The sequence below is a fragment of the Pantoea deleyi genome (assembly GCF_022647325.1).
GTDB classification, from domain to species: domain Bacteria; phylum Pseudomonadota; class Gammaproteobacteria; order Enterobacterales; family Enterobacteriaceae; genus Pantoea; species Pantoea deleyi.
Genome location: NZ_CP071405.1, coordinates 2,030,225 through 2,045,446, shown reverse-complemented (window position 1 = coordinate 2,045,446; position 15,222 = coordinate 2,030,225). Strand labels below are relative to the sequence as shown.

At 59.8% G+C, this 15,222-nt stretch carries 12 protein-coding genes and 2 pseudogenes; 10 read left to right on the top strand and 4 right to left on the bottom strand.

Features of this window, described 5'->3' with window-relative positions; genetic code table 11:
* Positions 1-12 precede the first annotated feature (12 nt).
* Together J1C59_RS09590 and J1C59_RS09585 are read right to left on the bottom strand one after the other, a co-directional pair.
* Positions 13-1,335: an MFS transporter gene (locus J1C59_RS09590; protein ID WP_128086827.1), complete on the bottom strand. Its 1,323-nt coding sequence runs from the start codon at positions 1,333-1,335 to the stop codon at positions 13-15.
* A gap of 189 nt (positions 1,336-1,524) precedes the next feature.
* Entirely contained in the window at positions 1,525-2,538 is a 1,014-nt protein-coding gene (locus tag J1C59_RS09585; protein WP_140917234.1) for a GT-D fold domain-containing glycosyltransferase, read from the bottom strand.
* 671 nt (positions 2,539-3,209) lie between these two features.
* Between J1C59_RS09585 and J1C59_RS09580 the strand changes: the two genes are divergently transcribed.
* The 7 genes from J1C59_RS09580 (at position 3,210) to J1C59_RS09550 (ending at position 12,182) form a co-directional block, all read left to right on the top strand.
* Positions 3,210-5,564, top strand: a complete 2,355-nt coding sequence (locus tag J1C59_RS09580; RefSeq protein WP_128086629.1) for a membrane-bound PQQ-dependent dehydrogenase, glucose/quinate/shikimate family — start codon at positions 3,210-3,212, stop codon at positions 5,562-5,564.
* Between the two features lie 296 nt (positions 5,565-5,860).
* Entirely contained in the window at positions 5,861-6,841 is a 981-nt protein-coding gene (locus J1C59_RS09575; RefSeq protein ID WP_111140367.1) for a TIM barrel protein, read from the top strand.
* Between the two features lie 57 nt (positions 6,842-6,898).
* On the top strand, positions 6,899-7,939 hold the full coding sequence (locus tag J1C59_RS09570; RefSeq protein WP_128086628.1) for a sugar ABC transporter substrate-binding protein: 1,041 nt from the start codon (positions 6,899-6,901) through the stop codon (positions 7,937-7,939).
* Between the two features lie 16 nt (positions 7,940-7,955).
* Positions 7,956-9,458: a sugar ABC transporter ATP-binding protein gene (locus tag J1C59_RS09565; protein WP_111140369.1), complete on the top strand. Its 1,503-nt coding sequence runs from the start codon at positions 7,956-7,958 to the stop codon at positions 9,456-9,458.
* Positions 9,459-9,490: 32 nt separating this feature from the next.
* Positions 9,491-10,462 carry an ABC transporter permease gene (locus J1C59_RS09560; RefSeq protein ID WP_111140370.1) on the top strand — a complete coding sequence of 324 codons (972 nt, stop codon included), beginning with the start codon at positions 9,491-9,493 and terminating at the stop codon, positions 10,460-10,462.
* Positions 10,462-11,319: a MurR/RpiR family transcriptional regulator gene (locus J1C59_RS09555; RefSeq protein WP_111140371.1), complete on the top strand. Its 858-nt coding sequence runs from the start codon at positions 10,462-10,464 to the stop codon at positions 11,317-11,319. The genes J1C59_RS09560 and J1C59_RS09555 overlap by 1 nt, the downstream gene beginning before the upstream one ends.
* 2 nt (positions 11,320-11,321) lie before the next feature.
* On the top strand, positions 11,322-12,182 hold the full coding sequence (locus tag J1C59_RS09550; protein WP_140917235.1) for a PfkB family carbohydrate kinase: 861 nt from the start codon (positions 11,322-11,324) through the stop codon (positions 12,180-12,182).
* A gap of 44 nt (positions 12,183-12,226) precedes the next feature.
* Here J1C59_RS09550 and J1C59_RS09545 read toward each other — a convergent pair whose 3' ends face one another.
* Positions 12,227-13,258, bottom strand: a complete 1,032-nt coding sequence (locus tag J1C59_RS09545; protein WP_128085461.1) for an NADP-dependent oxidoreductase — start codon at positions 13,256-13,258, stop codon at positions 12,227-12,229.
* A gap of 302 nt (positions 13,259-13,560) precedes the next feature.
* On the opposite strand from J1C59_RS09545, the gene J1C59_RS09540 reads away from it, so the two are divergent.
* Both J1C59_RS09540 and J1C59_RS09535 read left to right on the top strand, forming a co-directional pair.
* On the top strand, positions 13,561-13,962 hold the full coding sequence (locus J1C59_RS09540) for a VOC family protein (protein WP_128085462.1): 402 nt from the start codon (positions 13,561-13,563) through the stop codon (positions 13,960-13,962).
* Between the two features lie 118 nt (positions 13,963-14,080).
* The gene (locus J1C59_RS09535; RefSeq protein ID WP_128085482.1) at positions 14,081-14,599 is read left to right on the top strand and encodes a glutamate racemase; all 519 of its coding nucleotides are present in this window, start codon (positions 14,081-14,083) and stop codon (positions 14,597-14,599) included.
* Here the strand turns inward: J1C59_RS09535 and J1C59_RS09530 are convergent.
* A pseudogene (locus J1C59_RS09530) lies at positions 14,592-14,762 on the bottom strand (DeoR family transcriptional regulator); the annotation flags it as partial. The gene J1C59_RS09535 and the pseudogene J1C59_RS09530 overlap by 8 nt on opposite strands.
* On the opposite strand from J1C59_RS09530, the pseudogene J1C59_RS09525 reads away from it, so the two are divergent.
* Positions 14,754-15,178: pseudogene (locus J1C59_RS09525) on the top strand (GDP-mannose pyrophosphatase); the annotation flags it as partial. The pseudogenes J1C59_RS09530 and J1C59_RS09525 overlap by 9 nt on opposite strands.
* Positions 15,179-15,222 lie beyond the last annotated feature (44 nt).

Here is a 15,222-nt window from a genome sequence, read left to right as displayed (position 1 = left end):
CAGCAGACGCGTTCAGGCGGTCGTCACCTCCGCCGTGGCGGGCTGCGTTTCGGCCACCAATGGCTTTTCCGGCTGCAGCAGCGTCATCGCCAGCATACTGCCAAACGCGATCAGCGCCGTCACCGTAAACATGGCGTTATAGCCGTGATATTCCGCCAGCCAGCCGCAGAGCATCGGCGAGATGATCGCGGCCAGGTTGGCAATCGCCAGCGTCATGCCGCTGTAGGTGCCGACTGAGGCTTTAGGGGTCACATCGATCACCACCGACCAGTAGACATTGTTTACCAGCGCATTCAGCGCATTGCCCAGCGTCATCAGGGCGATGATCCCGGCGGCAGATCCCATATAGGGAATGGCCATAAAGCAGGAGGCGGTGCCGCACAGCGTGACGGCAGCGAACAGATTGCGCGCCAGTCGCAGATTACGGAACCGGGCCAGCAGGGTATCGGCGATACGGCCGCCCAGCAGCACCGTGATGCAGGCGCCGCTCCAGGGGATCATCGCGACGTACCATAGCGAGTGCAGGTCGTAATGGAAATTATCCTGCAGGTACTTCGGCATCCAGGTCACCAGCGTGAAGGTGATGTAGAGGAAGGAGAAATAGCCCAGCGCGTTGCAGACCAGCGTCCGGCTGGTAAAGAAGCGCCACCAGGGCAGAGGCACGCTGTCGCCCGCGCTGCGACGCTGACCGTCCCGGATCAGCGCGCGCTCGGCAGCGTTGGTGAAGCGGCTCCGGTCCGGGCTGTCGCTGAAGGTGCGGGCAAACAGCAGCATCGCCAGCAGGGAGAAGATCCCCAGCAGGATAAACATCATGCGCCAGTCGTGGGTCAGCAGCAGCAGGCCCACCGCGATCGGGGCGGTCAGCAGTGCGCCAACCTGAGTCGAGAGCAGGCCGATCCCCAGCGCGAACCCGCGCTCGTTGTCCGGTGCCCAGTGCGCAATGGTCTTGTTCATCAGCGCATAGGCGGGACCTTCGGCAAAACCAAACAGGATGCGCAGCGCCGCGAAGCCCATAATGGCCGAGCCGCCAAACAGCGCCATGCCCAGCTCACCGGCCCAGGCGGTGGCGATCTCCAGCAGCGACCAGAGCACGCCCGCCAGCAGCCAGACCTTTTTGGTGCCGATGCGGTCGGCAAGAAAGCCGCCGCACAGCGAACCCAGCAGATAACCAAAGCCGAAATAGCCCAGCACGGCGCCGAGCTGGACTTTACTGAAGTGATACTCTGCCGCAATCGCATTAGCAGCAAAGGAGAGGGCGCCGCGATCGATGTAGTTGATCAGCGCGATCAGGAACAGCAGTGAAAACAGGGTGTAACGGTAACGGCTCGGTTTCATTTCACATCTCCTGATGAACGGTGTCAGGAGAGGTAAAGCAAATTTGGTGCCGGAACCGTGACAGACCCCAAAAGGCACGGCTGACGGGGCGGCTTGCCGCCCGGCACGGGCTGAACGGCGGGCGCTGATCCCGCTAATTATTCGCCTGCGCATCAATGCGGTGCAGCCTTTGCCTGCCGATGGGGATCCTCAGGCGGCGTGATGGCCGGTGCGGCCGGGATGCGGCAGGGGAACGACCGCCGCGTCTGCTAACGCCTCGGGCGCTGGCACGGTTCGCGCCGGAACGTCGCCCACATGCTGCAGGATCTGCTGCTGATAGGTGATGTCCGCCACGCAGGTCTGTTCGCCTAACAGAACGCCCGCCTCATTCACATTTTTGCCTTCCACCTTGATTTTGTGGGTGGCACTGGCCAGCATCCACTCATATTCAATATCGACGTGGCCGCTGTCGATACAGCGGATCCCGTGCTGACTTAAATCATGCGCCAGCACCGTGGCGGTCGGCCCTAATGAAATCAGGACCAGATCGAAATTAACGGCATGGGCTAGAACGGCATTAAACAGCGCGTCATAAACGGAAAAGGCATTACGGTTCAGCGTGGTAATTCTTTTCACTTCACGGGCTCCGTCCAGTAAATCGTTGCCTAATCCCAGGCGCGTGCCGCTGCCTTCCACAATTAAAACCCGGCGATGACGATAAAGCTGTTTAAACTTGTCAAATATTTTGGCGGAGAGTTGCTTGCCTTTATAATCGTGATAAGGACGGGTCACCGAAGTATTTCCGTAACGGTACTGTTTATTCAGCAGAGACTCATAATTTTTAAAGTAAAACGATTTATGAAAGAACCAGAACAGGGCCGATCCGCTGCGCATATTTCGGGTAGTGCGAAACGCATCCGGCAGACAGATCAGGCAGTTCGGACTGGCTGCCGCGCCGTGCTGCAGCACGCCCTTCAGCCGCGCTGACAGTTCCGGATTAAAGGGCTGGAAACCGATGTTTTTATAGCGTGTCATTTCCAGTTCGCCGTCGCCATATCGGGCCAGCGATAACGTTGGGTCGCGTAATAACAGATCGATAGTTTCCTCAATTGACATGACGGAATAACGTCTGACGCGCGCCTGCGCAGCAGGGTAGCGTATAGCGGCATGAATGAACTTAAACGGAAAGCGGAACTTGCGATATATCGCGTGAAGTGCGGACATAGTTTACCTGCCTGGTGTATTGCTGCCAGAGAAAATCCCGCCTGACGGCCGGATAAATAATAAGAATATTAACGGACGATAACACAGATATATGCGGCATCCCGCTGCGGAATATCTTAAATCCAAATCAGTGAAAGAATCGCGCGGTTTATTAATCTGTTCTCAATGGTAATTGTCGTTAAATAAATCGCAGGTGAGCAAAATCAACTGCCAGTTTTAATAGGGCAAAAAGCATTGACACCCCGGGGAGGGGGGGTATCTGCATCATTAATCACCGCATCGACATGGCTTTGCCGGTTTCAGCAATAAGAGTCTCTGCGCCACCGAAGCGATAAACCATTACGATTATTTGATACTTATTCCCGCTCTGCGCGCGGACTTAAGCGCGGGTTACTGAAGCGCCGCTTGTCTGATATTTGATCGGCTTTGAACAAAAGATGCGGTCATGTGCCGACTATCGTTAATTTATTGTGATGAATATCGCGATATCAGCCGTTCAGAGGCGAAAAAAAGCCGCCGCAGCCCGCATAACGGCTGAATTTATAATAAATATTTCTAACCATTTACACTTCGGCATGTTTTTACATATTTGATACATAAGTTAAAATCTCGTTGAAAATATGTATGCAAATTAATTTTTGTGATTGCCGCTAATGACCCGAGGATGGATCATGATAAATAAATTAACCAGTATAATCATGGTGATATTTGCCGTTGCCCTGATGTACATGGGAGGAGAGCTTCTGTCAGCCGGCGGCAGCGCGTTTTACGCCGCCATGGGCGCGGGGGTGCTGGTCAGCGCGATACTGCTGCTGCTGAACCGACGCAGTGCGCTGACGCTTTATGCCTTGCTGATGTGGATTACCCTGTTCTGGATTATCCAGGAAGTGGGCTTCGATAAATGGCAGTGGATCCCGCGTGGTGATCTCTTTGGTCTGCTGGGTCTCTGGCTGGCTCTGCCGTGGGTGGTGCGCCCGCTCTATCAGGGACAGCGCCGCTTTCATCCTCTGCTCGGCGGGACGGTCGGGCTGATGGTGCTGCTGGTTATCGGCCTCTGCTTCTACGATCCGCTGCCGCAGCAGGGCACTATCACCACGCCGCGCCAGAGTGCCGCCACCGGCGGTGCTGCTGACGAGTGGAGCGCCTATGGCGGCACCACCGATGGCCAGCGCTTCTCAGCGCTGAAGCAGATTACCCGCGATAACGTCAACAATCTGGAAGTGGCCTGGACCTACCACACCGGCGATCTGCGTCAGGATGACGATGCCACCGAATACACCTTCGAAGCGACGCCGCTGAAAGCCAACGGCATGCTCTACTTCTGTACGCCGCACAACGAAGTCCACGCGCTCGACCCGGAAACCGGGGCGGTGAAGTGGAAAACCGCACCGGATAAAAACCGCTCCTACCTGCAGCAGCATCAGACCTGCCGCGGCGTGAGTTATTACGACGCCGGGCAGGCCCAGGCGCAGACAGATGCTGCGCCGGCGCTGTGCCGCAGGCGTATCTTCAACGCCACGACCGATGCCCGCCTGCTGGCGCTGGATGCAGACACCGGTAAACCCTGCGCGGACTTTGGTGACAACGGTGTGGTCAACCTGCGCGCTGGCATGGGTGAGGTGCGTCCGCACGCGCTGATGCAGACCGCAGCGCCGCTGGTGGCGGGCAACCTGGTGATCCTCGGCGGCTCGGTGATGGATAACGGCTTCCACAGCGGCAACCCGTCGGGCGTGATCCGCGCCTATGATGCCGTCAGCGGTCGTCTGGTCTGGAACTTCGATCCGGCGAATCCGGAGAACACCGCGCCGATCGCCCAGGGCGCGACCTATCCGCAGGATACCCCGGTCGCCTGGGCGACCCTGAGCGCTGACCTGAAGAATGGTCTGGTCTACGTGCCCTTTGGTAACGCCTCGCCGGATGAGGTCGGTTTTGACCGCGATCCCGCCAGCAATACCGAGAAGTTCCGGGATGCGCTGGTGGCGCTGGACCTGAAAACCGGAGCCTTTAAGTGGCGCTACCAGAGTTCGAATCACGATCTCTGGGACCGTGACAACCCGTCGCAGCCGTCGCTGGTGGATATCACCTATCAGGGCACGCCGCAACCGGCGGTGATCCTGCCGACCAAAACCGGCAACCTGTTTGTGCTGAACCGCCTGACCGGTCAGCCGGTCTATCCGGTGGAGCAGGTTAAGGTCTCTGTAGAGGGCATCAAAGGCGAGCAGTATGCGCCGACCCAGCCGGTCTCCAGCCTGAACTTTATTCCGGCGCCGCTGACGGAGAAATCCATGTGGGGCATCACGCCATTTGATCAGATGGCCTGTCGCACCACCTTCCGCAAGCTGCGTTATGACGGCAACCCGTGGACGCCGCCAACGGAAGCCGGCTCGCTGATCTTCCCGGGCAATATCGGCGTCTTTAACTGGGGATCTGTGGCGGTCGATCCGCAGCGTCAGATGCTGATTGCCGCGCCGGTGCGCCTGGCTTACAAGTACAACCTGATCAAACGCACCCCGGAAACCGAAACCCAGCGCACCTTCACCAAAGATGGCACACCGTACTGGAACGAAAACTTCCACGGTGAGTATGCGATTCACATCCAGCAGATGGCGTCGGGCCTGGGGATCCCCTGCGTCGCGCCACCGTGGGGCCGGATGGTCGGGGTGGATCTGACGACCGGCAAAACCGAATGGCTGCGCCGCGTGGGGACGACCCGCAACCTGAAGACCAGCTTCCTGCCTGGCCGTTTCCCGCTCGGCTTCCCGATGGGAATGGTCGCGCACGGCGGCCCGCTGCTGACGGCCGGTGATCTGGTGTTCCACGGGGCCACGGCAGACAACTATTTCCGTGCCTACGACAGCACCACCGGCGAACTGCTGTGGCAGACCGAGCTGAGCGCCGGTGCTCAGGCCACGCCTTCCACCTTTATGGGTAAAGATGGCAAACAGTATGTGGTGATTGCCGCAGGCGGTCACGGCTCACTGGGCACCACGGCAGGCGACAGCGTGGTCGCTTTCCGGCTGAAATAATCCTGATCCGCTGAGCGCCGCCCGGCGCTCAGCTTTTTTCGTCATCGCCGCCAGCCTCTCTTCCCTCCGCTTTTCTGCCGCAACCTGCTGTATTCACAACCGATCCCTCCAGTCTGCCGCGCGGCTGGCTTAATCACGCCCTGAAACTATTTCGTGACAGCTCTCGCAGTTTGGTAATTTGCTCCGCCCGGCAGGCTTGCGCATTCAGTGGCGAGGCGTAGATTAATACATAACTTCACAATTAATCGTGAATATGAAAAGTACTTCACAATACGCTCTCTGAAGGATTGACCCCTATGTCGGAACTGAAATTTGCAACCCGTCTCAACTCATTCGCCTCGGGCGCGCACCTCTACTGGCCCGATCAGCAGGGCAAGCCCTCTGTCCTGCAGATGGTGGCCCGTGCCGGTAAGGTAAAGGGTTTAACGCATCTCGATCTCAATTTTCCACAGCACCTCACCAGCGACATTCCCACGCTGCGTCAGGCGATTGAGGATGCAGGCCTGGCCGTCAACGGCATGCAGATGCGCTGGGACGCCCCGCAGTTCAAAATCGGTGCCTTTACCCATCCGGATGCAAAAGTGCGTCGCGAGGCGATCGAGCTGACCAAACGCGGCATCGATGCGGGTCGGGAGTTCGGTTCACGGCTGATGACGCTGTGGATGGGGCAGGATGGTTTCGATTACTGCTTCCAGGCGGACTATAAGAAGATCTGGGAGGATGCCGTCAGCGCCGTGCGGGAAGTGGCGGAGTATGCGCCGGATGTCGATGTCAGCATCGAATACAAACCCAACGAGCCGCGCGCCTATAGCATCTTCCCTAACGCCACCACCTGCCTGCTGGCAGTGGAAGAGGCGGGCTGCCCCAACCTAGGGATCACGCTCGACTTTGCGCACGTACTGTTTGCCAACGAGGTGCCGGCTTACGCCGCCGCGATGGTGGCACGGCGTTCACGGCTGCTGGGGCTGGACCTGAACGACGGCTGGGGCAAGCGCGACGACGGCCTGATGGTCGGCTCCGTCAACCCGCGCGCCACGCTGGAGTTTCTCTGGCAGATGCAGCGTGACGGCTATCGTGGGGCCTATTACTTCGACACCTTCCCGGACGCCAGCGGGCTGGACCCCATCCGGGAAGCAGAAAGCAACATCGCGACAGTGACCCGGCTGCTGCGGCTGTGCGATCAGCTGCACGGCAACACGGCATTACTGGCGGCCATTGAGCGCCAGGATGCGGTCGCCTCCCAGCAGATCGTCAATGACATTCTGCTGGCGCGATAACGGCTGATCCAGCCGATAACATAAAAAAACCCTACCCAACATGCTGAGAATATAAAAATGAAAAAACTCCTGCTCGCTGTTATCGCCTCCTCACTGCTCTACAGCACCGTCTATGCGGCCGAGCTGGCACCGCTGCAGTCCGACACCGAACCGGATCGCACCGACTGGACCCAGCTCGACAGCAAATATGGCGCACTGCCGAAAGTCGATAAATCGCTGAAGATTGGCGGTGTCTCCAAGACCCTGACCAATGAATACTGGCGTTCGCTCGGCGAGGGCTACCAGAACGTCGCGAAGAAGTATGGCTTCACCGTGGCCTATCAGGCGGCGGCCAATGAAGATGACCAGCTTGGCCAGCTGTCGATCGCCGAAACGCTGATTTCGCAGGGCTTCAACGGCCTGCTGGTGTCGCCTCAGACCGACATCAACCTGGAGCCTGCGCTGGAGAGTGCCAGCAGCAAAAAGATCCCGGTAGTCAACGTGAATGATGCGGTGATGCCGAATGCGCGTTACTACGTGGGTAACGTTCAGAAAGATAACGGCGTGCGGGTGGCGAAGTGGTTTATCCAGCACCATCCGCAGGGTGGCAAGGTGGCGGTAATTGAGGGGCAGCCGGGCGTCTATGCCGCCGGACAGCGTACCCGTGGCTTCAAAGAGACGCTGGCGACGGCCGGTAAGTTCACGATTGTTGCCAGCGTGCCAGCCAACTGGAGCCGCGAGCAGGCCTTTAATGCCGCCTCGACCATTCTTCAGCAGCATCCCGACCTGATCGGCTTCTACGCCAACAACGACACCATGGCGCTGGGCGTGGTGGAAGCGGTGCGCGCACAGAACAAAGCGTCACAGGTTGCCATCTTCGGCACTGACGGCATCTCTGATGCCTACGCCTCCATCAAGCGCGGTGAACTCACCGGCACGGTGGACAGTTTCCCGGTGCTGACCGGCGAAGTGGCGATGGACGTAATGATCCGTCTGATCAACGGTCAGAAGCTGTCGCGCGTGGTATCCACACCGCAGGCGCTGATCACCAAAGAGAACGTCGATGCGTTCTCCACCAAAGACAACAACCGGCTGCGTCAGTTGCTGGCGCAGCAGTAAGTCAGCGGGAGCGGGTATGGAAGAGTTTCGCTTAACGATGCGCGGCATCAGCAAAAGTTACGGTAACGCCGCCGCGCTGCAGGATGTCGATTTCTCGGTGCGGCCCGGTGAGGTGCATGCGCTGATTGGGGAAAACGGCGCGGGGAAATCCACCCTGCTGAATATTCTCTCCGGCGTGCGCGGTGCGGACAGCGGTGAGATCAGCGTCAACGGCAGTCCGGTTCAGATCCGCTCGCCGCTCAGCGCCCGTCAGGCCGGGATCGCGATGATCCACCAGGAACTGCAGCATGTGCCTGAGCTTTCTGTGGCGCAGAACATGTTTCTGGGCCGCCCGCTGACCCGCGCCGGGGGGATGTGGGTCGATAAAAAAGCGCAGCTGGCGCGCGCCACCCTGATTCTGAAGACGCTGGATCCGACCATCGATCCCGACACGCCAATCAGAAACCTCAAGGTGTCGCAGCAGCAGATCGTGGAGATTGCCCGCGCGCTGCTGGATAACGCCCGCATCATCGCCATGGACGAGCCGACCTCCAGCCTGACGCCGCGCGAGTTTGACCGCCTGGCAGAACTGATCGGCGATCTCAAAGCGACCGGGGTTTCGCTGATCTACGTGTCGCACAAGATGAATGAGATTTTCCGGGTCTGTGACCGCGCCACCATCATGCGTGACGGCAGGCAGGTCGGCGTGGTCAACATCAGCGATGAGGATGAGGAGAGCATCGTCGCCAGAATGGTCGGACGGAAGATCGACAAGCTCGACCATCAGGCGTTCGTCAGCGACCGCGAAGTGCTGCGGGTCGAGGATCTGACGCGCGGCAGCGAGGTGGTCTCTGCCAGCTTCAGCGTGCGGGCGGGCGAGGTGCTGGGCGTGGCCGGACTGGTCGGCGCGGGCCGCACCGAACTGCTGAAACTGATCGCCGGTATCGACAGACGAACCCGCGGCACCGTGAGCGTTAACGGCAGGGCGGTCAGGAATCACAGCGTGCGCGCCGCGATTCAGGCCGGCATCGGCCTGGTGCCCGAAGATCGTAAAAAAGAGGGCATCATCAAAGAGCGGGCGGTGAAGATGAACATGGCGCTGCCGTCGATGCATCGCTTCACGGCGGCGGGCCTGATCAGTCAGTCCCGGCTGGGCCGCGAGGCGCTGCGGGTGATGGGCGATCTGCGCCTGCGGCCGCTCGACATCGAAAAGCCCATCGGCACGCTGAGCGGCGGCAACCAGCAGAAGGTGATCATCGGCCGCTGGGTAGCCGCGGATGCGGAGGTGTTCCTGTTTGATGAGCCGACGCGCGGCATCGACATCGGGGCCAAGTCAGAGATCTATCATCTGATTGAAAAACTGGCCCAGGCGGGCAAAGCGATTGTGGTGGTGTCGTCGGAGATGACGGAGATCATCCGCATCTCGGATCGGGTGCTGGTGATGCGCGAGGGACGGATAACCAAAGAGTTAACCGGCAGCGCGATCACCGAAGAGAACATCGCCCGTTATGCCATTAAAGATATCGATCCAGGCGCCTGACCGCTGTCCTGACACTTATTAAGGTGATAATTATGACGACCCAGACCTCCACCGGGCCAGGCACCCGACCTGCACTGCGGCTTAAGTTTAATCTGCGCGATGCGGGCACCCTGATTGGCCTGTTTATTATCATGGTGACATTTTCGTTTCTGTCGCCGGTCTTTTTTACCGTGCCCAATCTGCTGAACATCCTGCAGCAGTCCTCCATTAACGCCCTGATTGCGCTGGGGATGACAATGGTCATCATCTCAGGCGGGATTGACCTCTCGGTCGGTCCGGCGGCGGCGCTCTCGGCGGTGCTGGGCGCAACGCTGATGGCGTCGGGCGTGCCGGTGCCGCTGGCGATCCTCGCGACGCTGGGGGTCGGCGCGCTGTGCGGACTCTTCAGCGGCACGCTGATTGCCTATGCCGGCCTGCAGCCGTTTATCGTGACGCTGGGCGGCCTCTCGCTGTTCCGGGCCATTGCGCTGATTTACACCGGCGGCAATCCCATCTTCGGGATCCCGCTGACGTTTCGCAGCCTGATTAACAGCGACCTCCTGGGGATCCCGACACCGATTGTGATTGTGGCGGTGATTGCGCTGCTGCTCTGGACGGTGATGAACAAGACCCCGCTGGGGGAGTATATTCTGGCCATCGGCGGCAACGAAGAGGCGGCGCGGGTTGCCGGGGTGCCGGTGAAGCGCACCAAGGTCACCGTCTATGTTCTCTCCGGCCTGCTGGCGTCGCTCGCTTCGCTGATCCTGATCGGTCGTCTCGGCGCGGCGGAGCCGACCATCGGTAACCTCTGGGAGCTGGACGCTATCGCGGCGGCGGCCATCGGTGGGGCCTCGCTGATGGGCGGCAAGGGCAGCATCTTCGGCACGCTGATCGGTGTGGTCATCCTGGGCGTATTACGTAACGGTCTGACCTTACTGAACATTCAGGCCTTTTACCAATTGCTCGCTACCGGCCTTATTATTATCATAGCGATGTTGATTGACCGGGCGACCCGAGGCAAGTAATGAAGCAAGATCCGCGAGCCATTGGCGCTCAGATTCGCATGCGTTTGCCCCAGCTGACGCCGTTAGAACGGCGGGTCGCTGAGGCGATCATGGCCCGCACCGACATTACCGAGCAGTCTTCATTAAAGGAGATTGCGCAGGAGAATAATGTCTCTGAAGCGATGATTGTGAAGATAACCAAAAAGCTTAACTTCACCGGCTTCAGGCATTTCAGAAGTGGTCTGATCTACTACAACCAGTCTGAAGTGGCGGGCCTGCATGCGGAAATTGAGCCGGATGATTCGTCGGAGCAGCTGCTGACCAAAGTGTTCAGAACCTCTATCCAGGCGATCGAAGAGACCCTATCGATTCTGGACGTCTCTGAATTCAATCGTGCGGCAGACATCATCTTTAAAGCGCGTCATATCGATCTCTACGCCGTGGGCGGTTCCGCCGCCGTGGCGCGGGATCTGTCGCACAAGATGCTGAAGATCGGCATCAAAACGACCGTCTATGACGACGCCCATATCATGCTGATGTCCGCCGCCGTGTTATCTGACGACGATGTGGTTATCGCCATCAGTCATTCGGGTGCCACACGTGCGGTGAACGATCCGGTCAGGCTGGCGGGAAAGAATGGCGCGAAGGTTATCGCCATCACCAACTACGCCGAATCCCCGATCGCGCAGAACGCCCATGTGGTCCTCAATTCAACCTCTCAGGGATCGCATCTGCTGGGTGAAAACGCCGCGTCACGCATCGCCCAGCTCAATATTCTGGATGCGCTGTTTGTCGCTATCGCCAAGAAAGATCTGAAGCGGGCGGAGAAGAACCTGATGAAAACCCAGCATGCGGTTCAGGATCTGCGGGAATTCTAACTATGAGCAAAATTGCAGTCACCGGCAGTCTTCATTACGACATTATGCTGGATGCGCCTCATCGCCCTGAAAAAGGCGAAACGGTGATGGGCAGCGCCTGTCGCTATAAGTTTGGCGGCAAGGGCGGTAATCAGGCGGTCGCTGCCGCGCACGCGGGGGCTTCGGTCCGTTTCGCCGGTGCCGTGGGTGACGACGCGCAGGGACAGTTCCTGCGGGATCATCTGCAGCAGGCGGGCGTGGAGATCACGGCGGTCAGCGTAATCCCCGCGTCGCCCTCCGGGATGAGCGTCGCCATTACCGACGCCGAAGGGGATTACGGCGCGGTGGTGGTCTCCAATGCCAATCAGCAGATCCCGCTGACGACCTTTGCGCAGCCCGACTTCTGGCAGGACGTTTCGCTGCTGGTGCTGCAGAACGAGGTGCCGGAGGCGGTCAATCTCAGCGCCGCCCGTGCTGCACGGCAGCGGGGGATTGGCGTCTGCGTGAATGCCGCCCCAGCCCGCGATTTGTCGGCGGACTTTGCAGCCTGTATCGACCTGCTGGTGGTGAACGCTATCGAGGCGCGCGATATGTGCGGGATAAGCGTGCAGGATCTGCCCTCGGCGCGCGCAGCGGCCGACGCGCTGGCCAGCCGGTTTGCCCGCGTGGTAGTGACCGCTGGCGAACATGGGGTGGCGTACAGTGAATCAGGAGAGACCCGGACGTTGCCGGCAGAGAAGGTGACGCTGGTGAGTACCCACGGCGCAGGGGACTGTTTTGTCGGGGTGCTGTGTCAGCGCCTGAGCGGTGGCGCGACGCTGGCGGAGGCGGTCAGTGATGCGAATCGTGCGGCCGCCGAACATGTCTCCCGGCCGCCGCAGTAACGATCTCAGGCGTGCCACGTCACCGACGCGGCACGCTTCTGTGATCAGGCGCCGACGTTCACCACGGTCTTACCGAAGTTTTTACCGTTCAGCATATCGATAAACGCCTGCGGCGCATTCTCTAAGCCTTCAATCATATGCTCGCGGTAGTGAATTTTCCTGTTCTCCACCAGCGGCGTCATCGCCTTCAGGAACTCCGGATAACGGTCACCGTAATCCTGGAAGATGATAAAGCCCTGCATACGAATACGGCGCTTCAGAATACCCGCCATGATCAGTGAGGTTCTGTCCGGGCCTTCCGGCAGCTCACGCTGGCTGTACGCGGAGACCAGCCCGCAGACCGGCACGCGCGCGGCGGTATTCAGCAGCGGGAACACCGCGTCAAACACTTTGCCGCCCACGTTTTCAAAATAGATATCAATTCCGTCCGGGCAGGCATTTTTCAGCTGCTCTTCGAAATCGGCGCTGTGGTGATCGATGCAGGCATCAAAGCCCAGGGTATCGACCGCATAACGGCATTTCTCTTCACCGCCGGCCACACCGACTACGCGACAGCCTTTCTGCTTACCCAACTGACCAACCGTGGCACCGACCGGGCCGGTTGCGGCGGCCACCACCAGGGTTTCCCCGGCCTTGGGCTGGCCGATATCCATCAGGCCCATGTAGGCGGTGAAGCCCGGCATCCCGAGAATGCCCAGCGCCCAGGAGGGATGCGGCAGATCGTTGCCCAGTTTTGCGATCTCTTTGCCATCGGAGACGGCATACTCCTGCCAGCCACTCTGTGACAGCACCCAGTCGCCGGTCTTGAAGTCGCTGTGCTTAGAGGCCGCGACCTGACAGACGGTACCGCCGACCATGGGCTGATCCAGCTCGGCGGGCGCAGCATAGGATTTACCCTCATCCATCCGGCCACGCATATAGGGGTCCAGAGAGAGGTAAATGGTCTTCAGCAGCACTTCACCCCCTTTGATTTCCGGCACGGGCTGCGCCACATGGCGGAAATTCTCTTTGGTCGGTTCACCCTGAGGGCGTGAAGCGAGAAGCCAGGCGTGGTTCTGGGTTGCTTGTTCAGTCATCGTTTCTTCCTTTTATAGCCGGGCCATGCACGGGGCATCGCCATTTGAATACCGGAAAGTGTAGATGACCACGGCAGGAATGCGTTTAGCGTGACGAGCGGTAAGCCGCTGAAACCGATGGGCGGGCAGGGCAGGACGGGCGCAGCGTCAGCGCCTCTGCAGGGGGAGGACGGCGCGGATAACCCCACAGATAACATTCACATCCGCTTGCAAAAAAGCACCAGGCAGCGGCTACCGCACCCGGTGACACGGCGCCGGGAACGACGTGTGATAAAGAGTTCTTTTTTTCACGGAGGCGCGTTATGACGATTCAGCATCTGCGTATTGCCCGACCGGTGACGGACCTGGCGCGGAGCAGCCGGGTCTGGTGTCACGGGCTGGGACTGCAGAATATCGGCGGCTTTACCGGTCATCAGGGTTTCAGCGGCGTTATGCTGGGGGCGGACGGGCTGGGCTGGCATCTGGAATTTACCCACTGTCCGGAACACCCGCTTCTGCCTGCGCCCACCGCAGACGATCTGCTGGTGCTCTATCTTCCCTGTCACGCGGAGTGGCGCGAACGGTGTGCCCGCATGGATGAGGCGGGTTTCCGGCGGGTGCCTGCGTTTAACCCGTACTGGGATCGACAGGGCGTGACATTCAGTGACCGCGACGGTTATCGTGTCGTGATACAGCACGCCGCCTGGCCCTCTCAACCTCTCTGATCAACCGGAGCACAATCTGAACATTCTTTGCCTGCATACGGCGGCCAGCAATATCGCGATATTTGATGCGGCCGCCACGACCCTGGCGCAGAGCGCAACGCCGCTGAGCCATCTGGTGATGCCTGAACTGCTGGCGGAGGCGGAGCGCAGCGGCGGGATGACGACACCGCTGCGCCACCGTCTTGCGCAGCTGATCGGCTCGCTGCTGCCGTCGTTCGATGCCATCCTCATTACCTGCTCGACGCTGGGCCCGGTCGCCGACGATTTCCGCCCGCAGGATCGCGTGATGCGAACGGATGCGATGCTGGCCAGCGCGCTGCAACGTTATGCCGGCCCCACGGTAGCGCTCTGCGCCGCAGAATCCACCCTGGCGGCGACGCGGGCGCTCTTCTGTCCGCCTGGCGCTCAGGTTGAGGTCGTGCTGGTGGAGAATGCCTGGGCCGCGTTTAAAGCGGGGGAGATCACCCGCTATTTCTCGCTGCTTGCCACGGCGGCGGAGCAGGCTTATCAGCAGGGTGCCGTAGCGGTAGCGCTGGCACAAAGCTCAATGACGCCGGTCGCACAGCCGTTTCCTGCCGCGCAGCGGCCGCTTACCGCGCCGTTTCTGGCGCTGCAGGCCTGTTACGATCTCAGATGATCGTCACCCCCTGCTGATGCAGCGCCCGGCTCAGCGCCGCGTCCGGCGCGCACTCTGTGACCAGCGTGCTCGCCAGCGACAGATCGCCAATGGCAAAGGCGGAGGCGGCGTTCAGCTTCTCGGCCGACGCCAGCACGATGGTTTCTGCGGCGCGGCCTGCCATCGGGGTAACGGCGCGGTGATCCTGCTTTACAACCCGGATACCCGCCAGTTTCGTTTTCCCGTGTTCCTGAACGGCCGTGACGGTTTTCTGATTGAAGCGGCGGCGGGCCTGCTGGATAACGCCTCACCGGAGACCCACATCGTGGCCGAGGCGGAAGAGGAGACTGGTTTTCGTGTTACCCGGGTAGAGAAAGTGTTTGAGGCTTAATGAGCCCCGGCTCCGTCACGGAAAAGCTCTGCTTCTTTATCGCCGAATATGATGAGCGGCAGCGCAGCGGCATCGAGCAGGAGGGTGAAGATATCGACGTGCTGGAGCTGGATTTCGATCAGGCGTTACGGGCGATCGATCAGGGGGAGATTGTGGATGCGAAGACCATCATGCTGCTGCAGCATCTGCGTCTGAAAGGTTTTTTATAAGGCTAATCCGGGCAGACCGCTGTGCAGGCGGTCCGCCCGTTGAG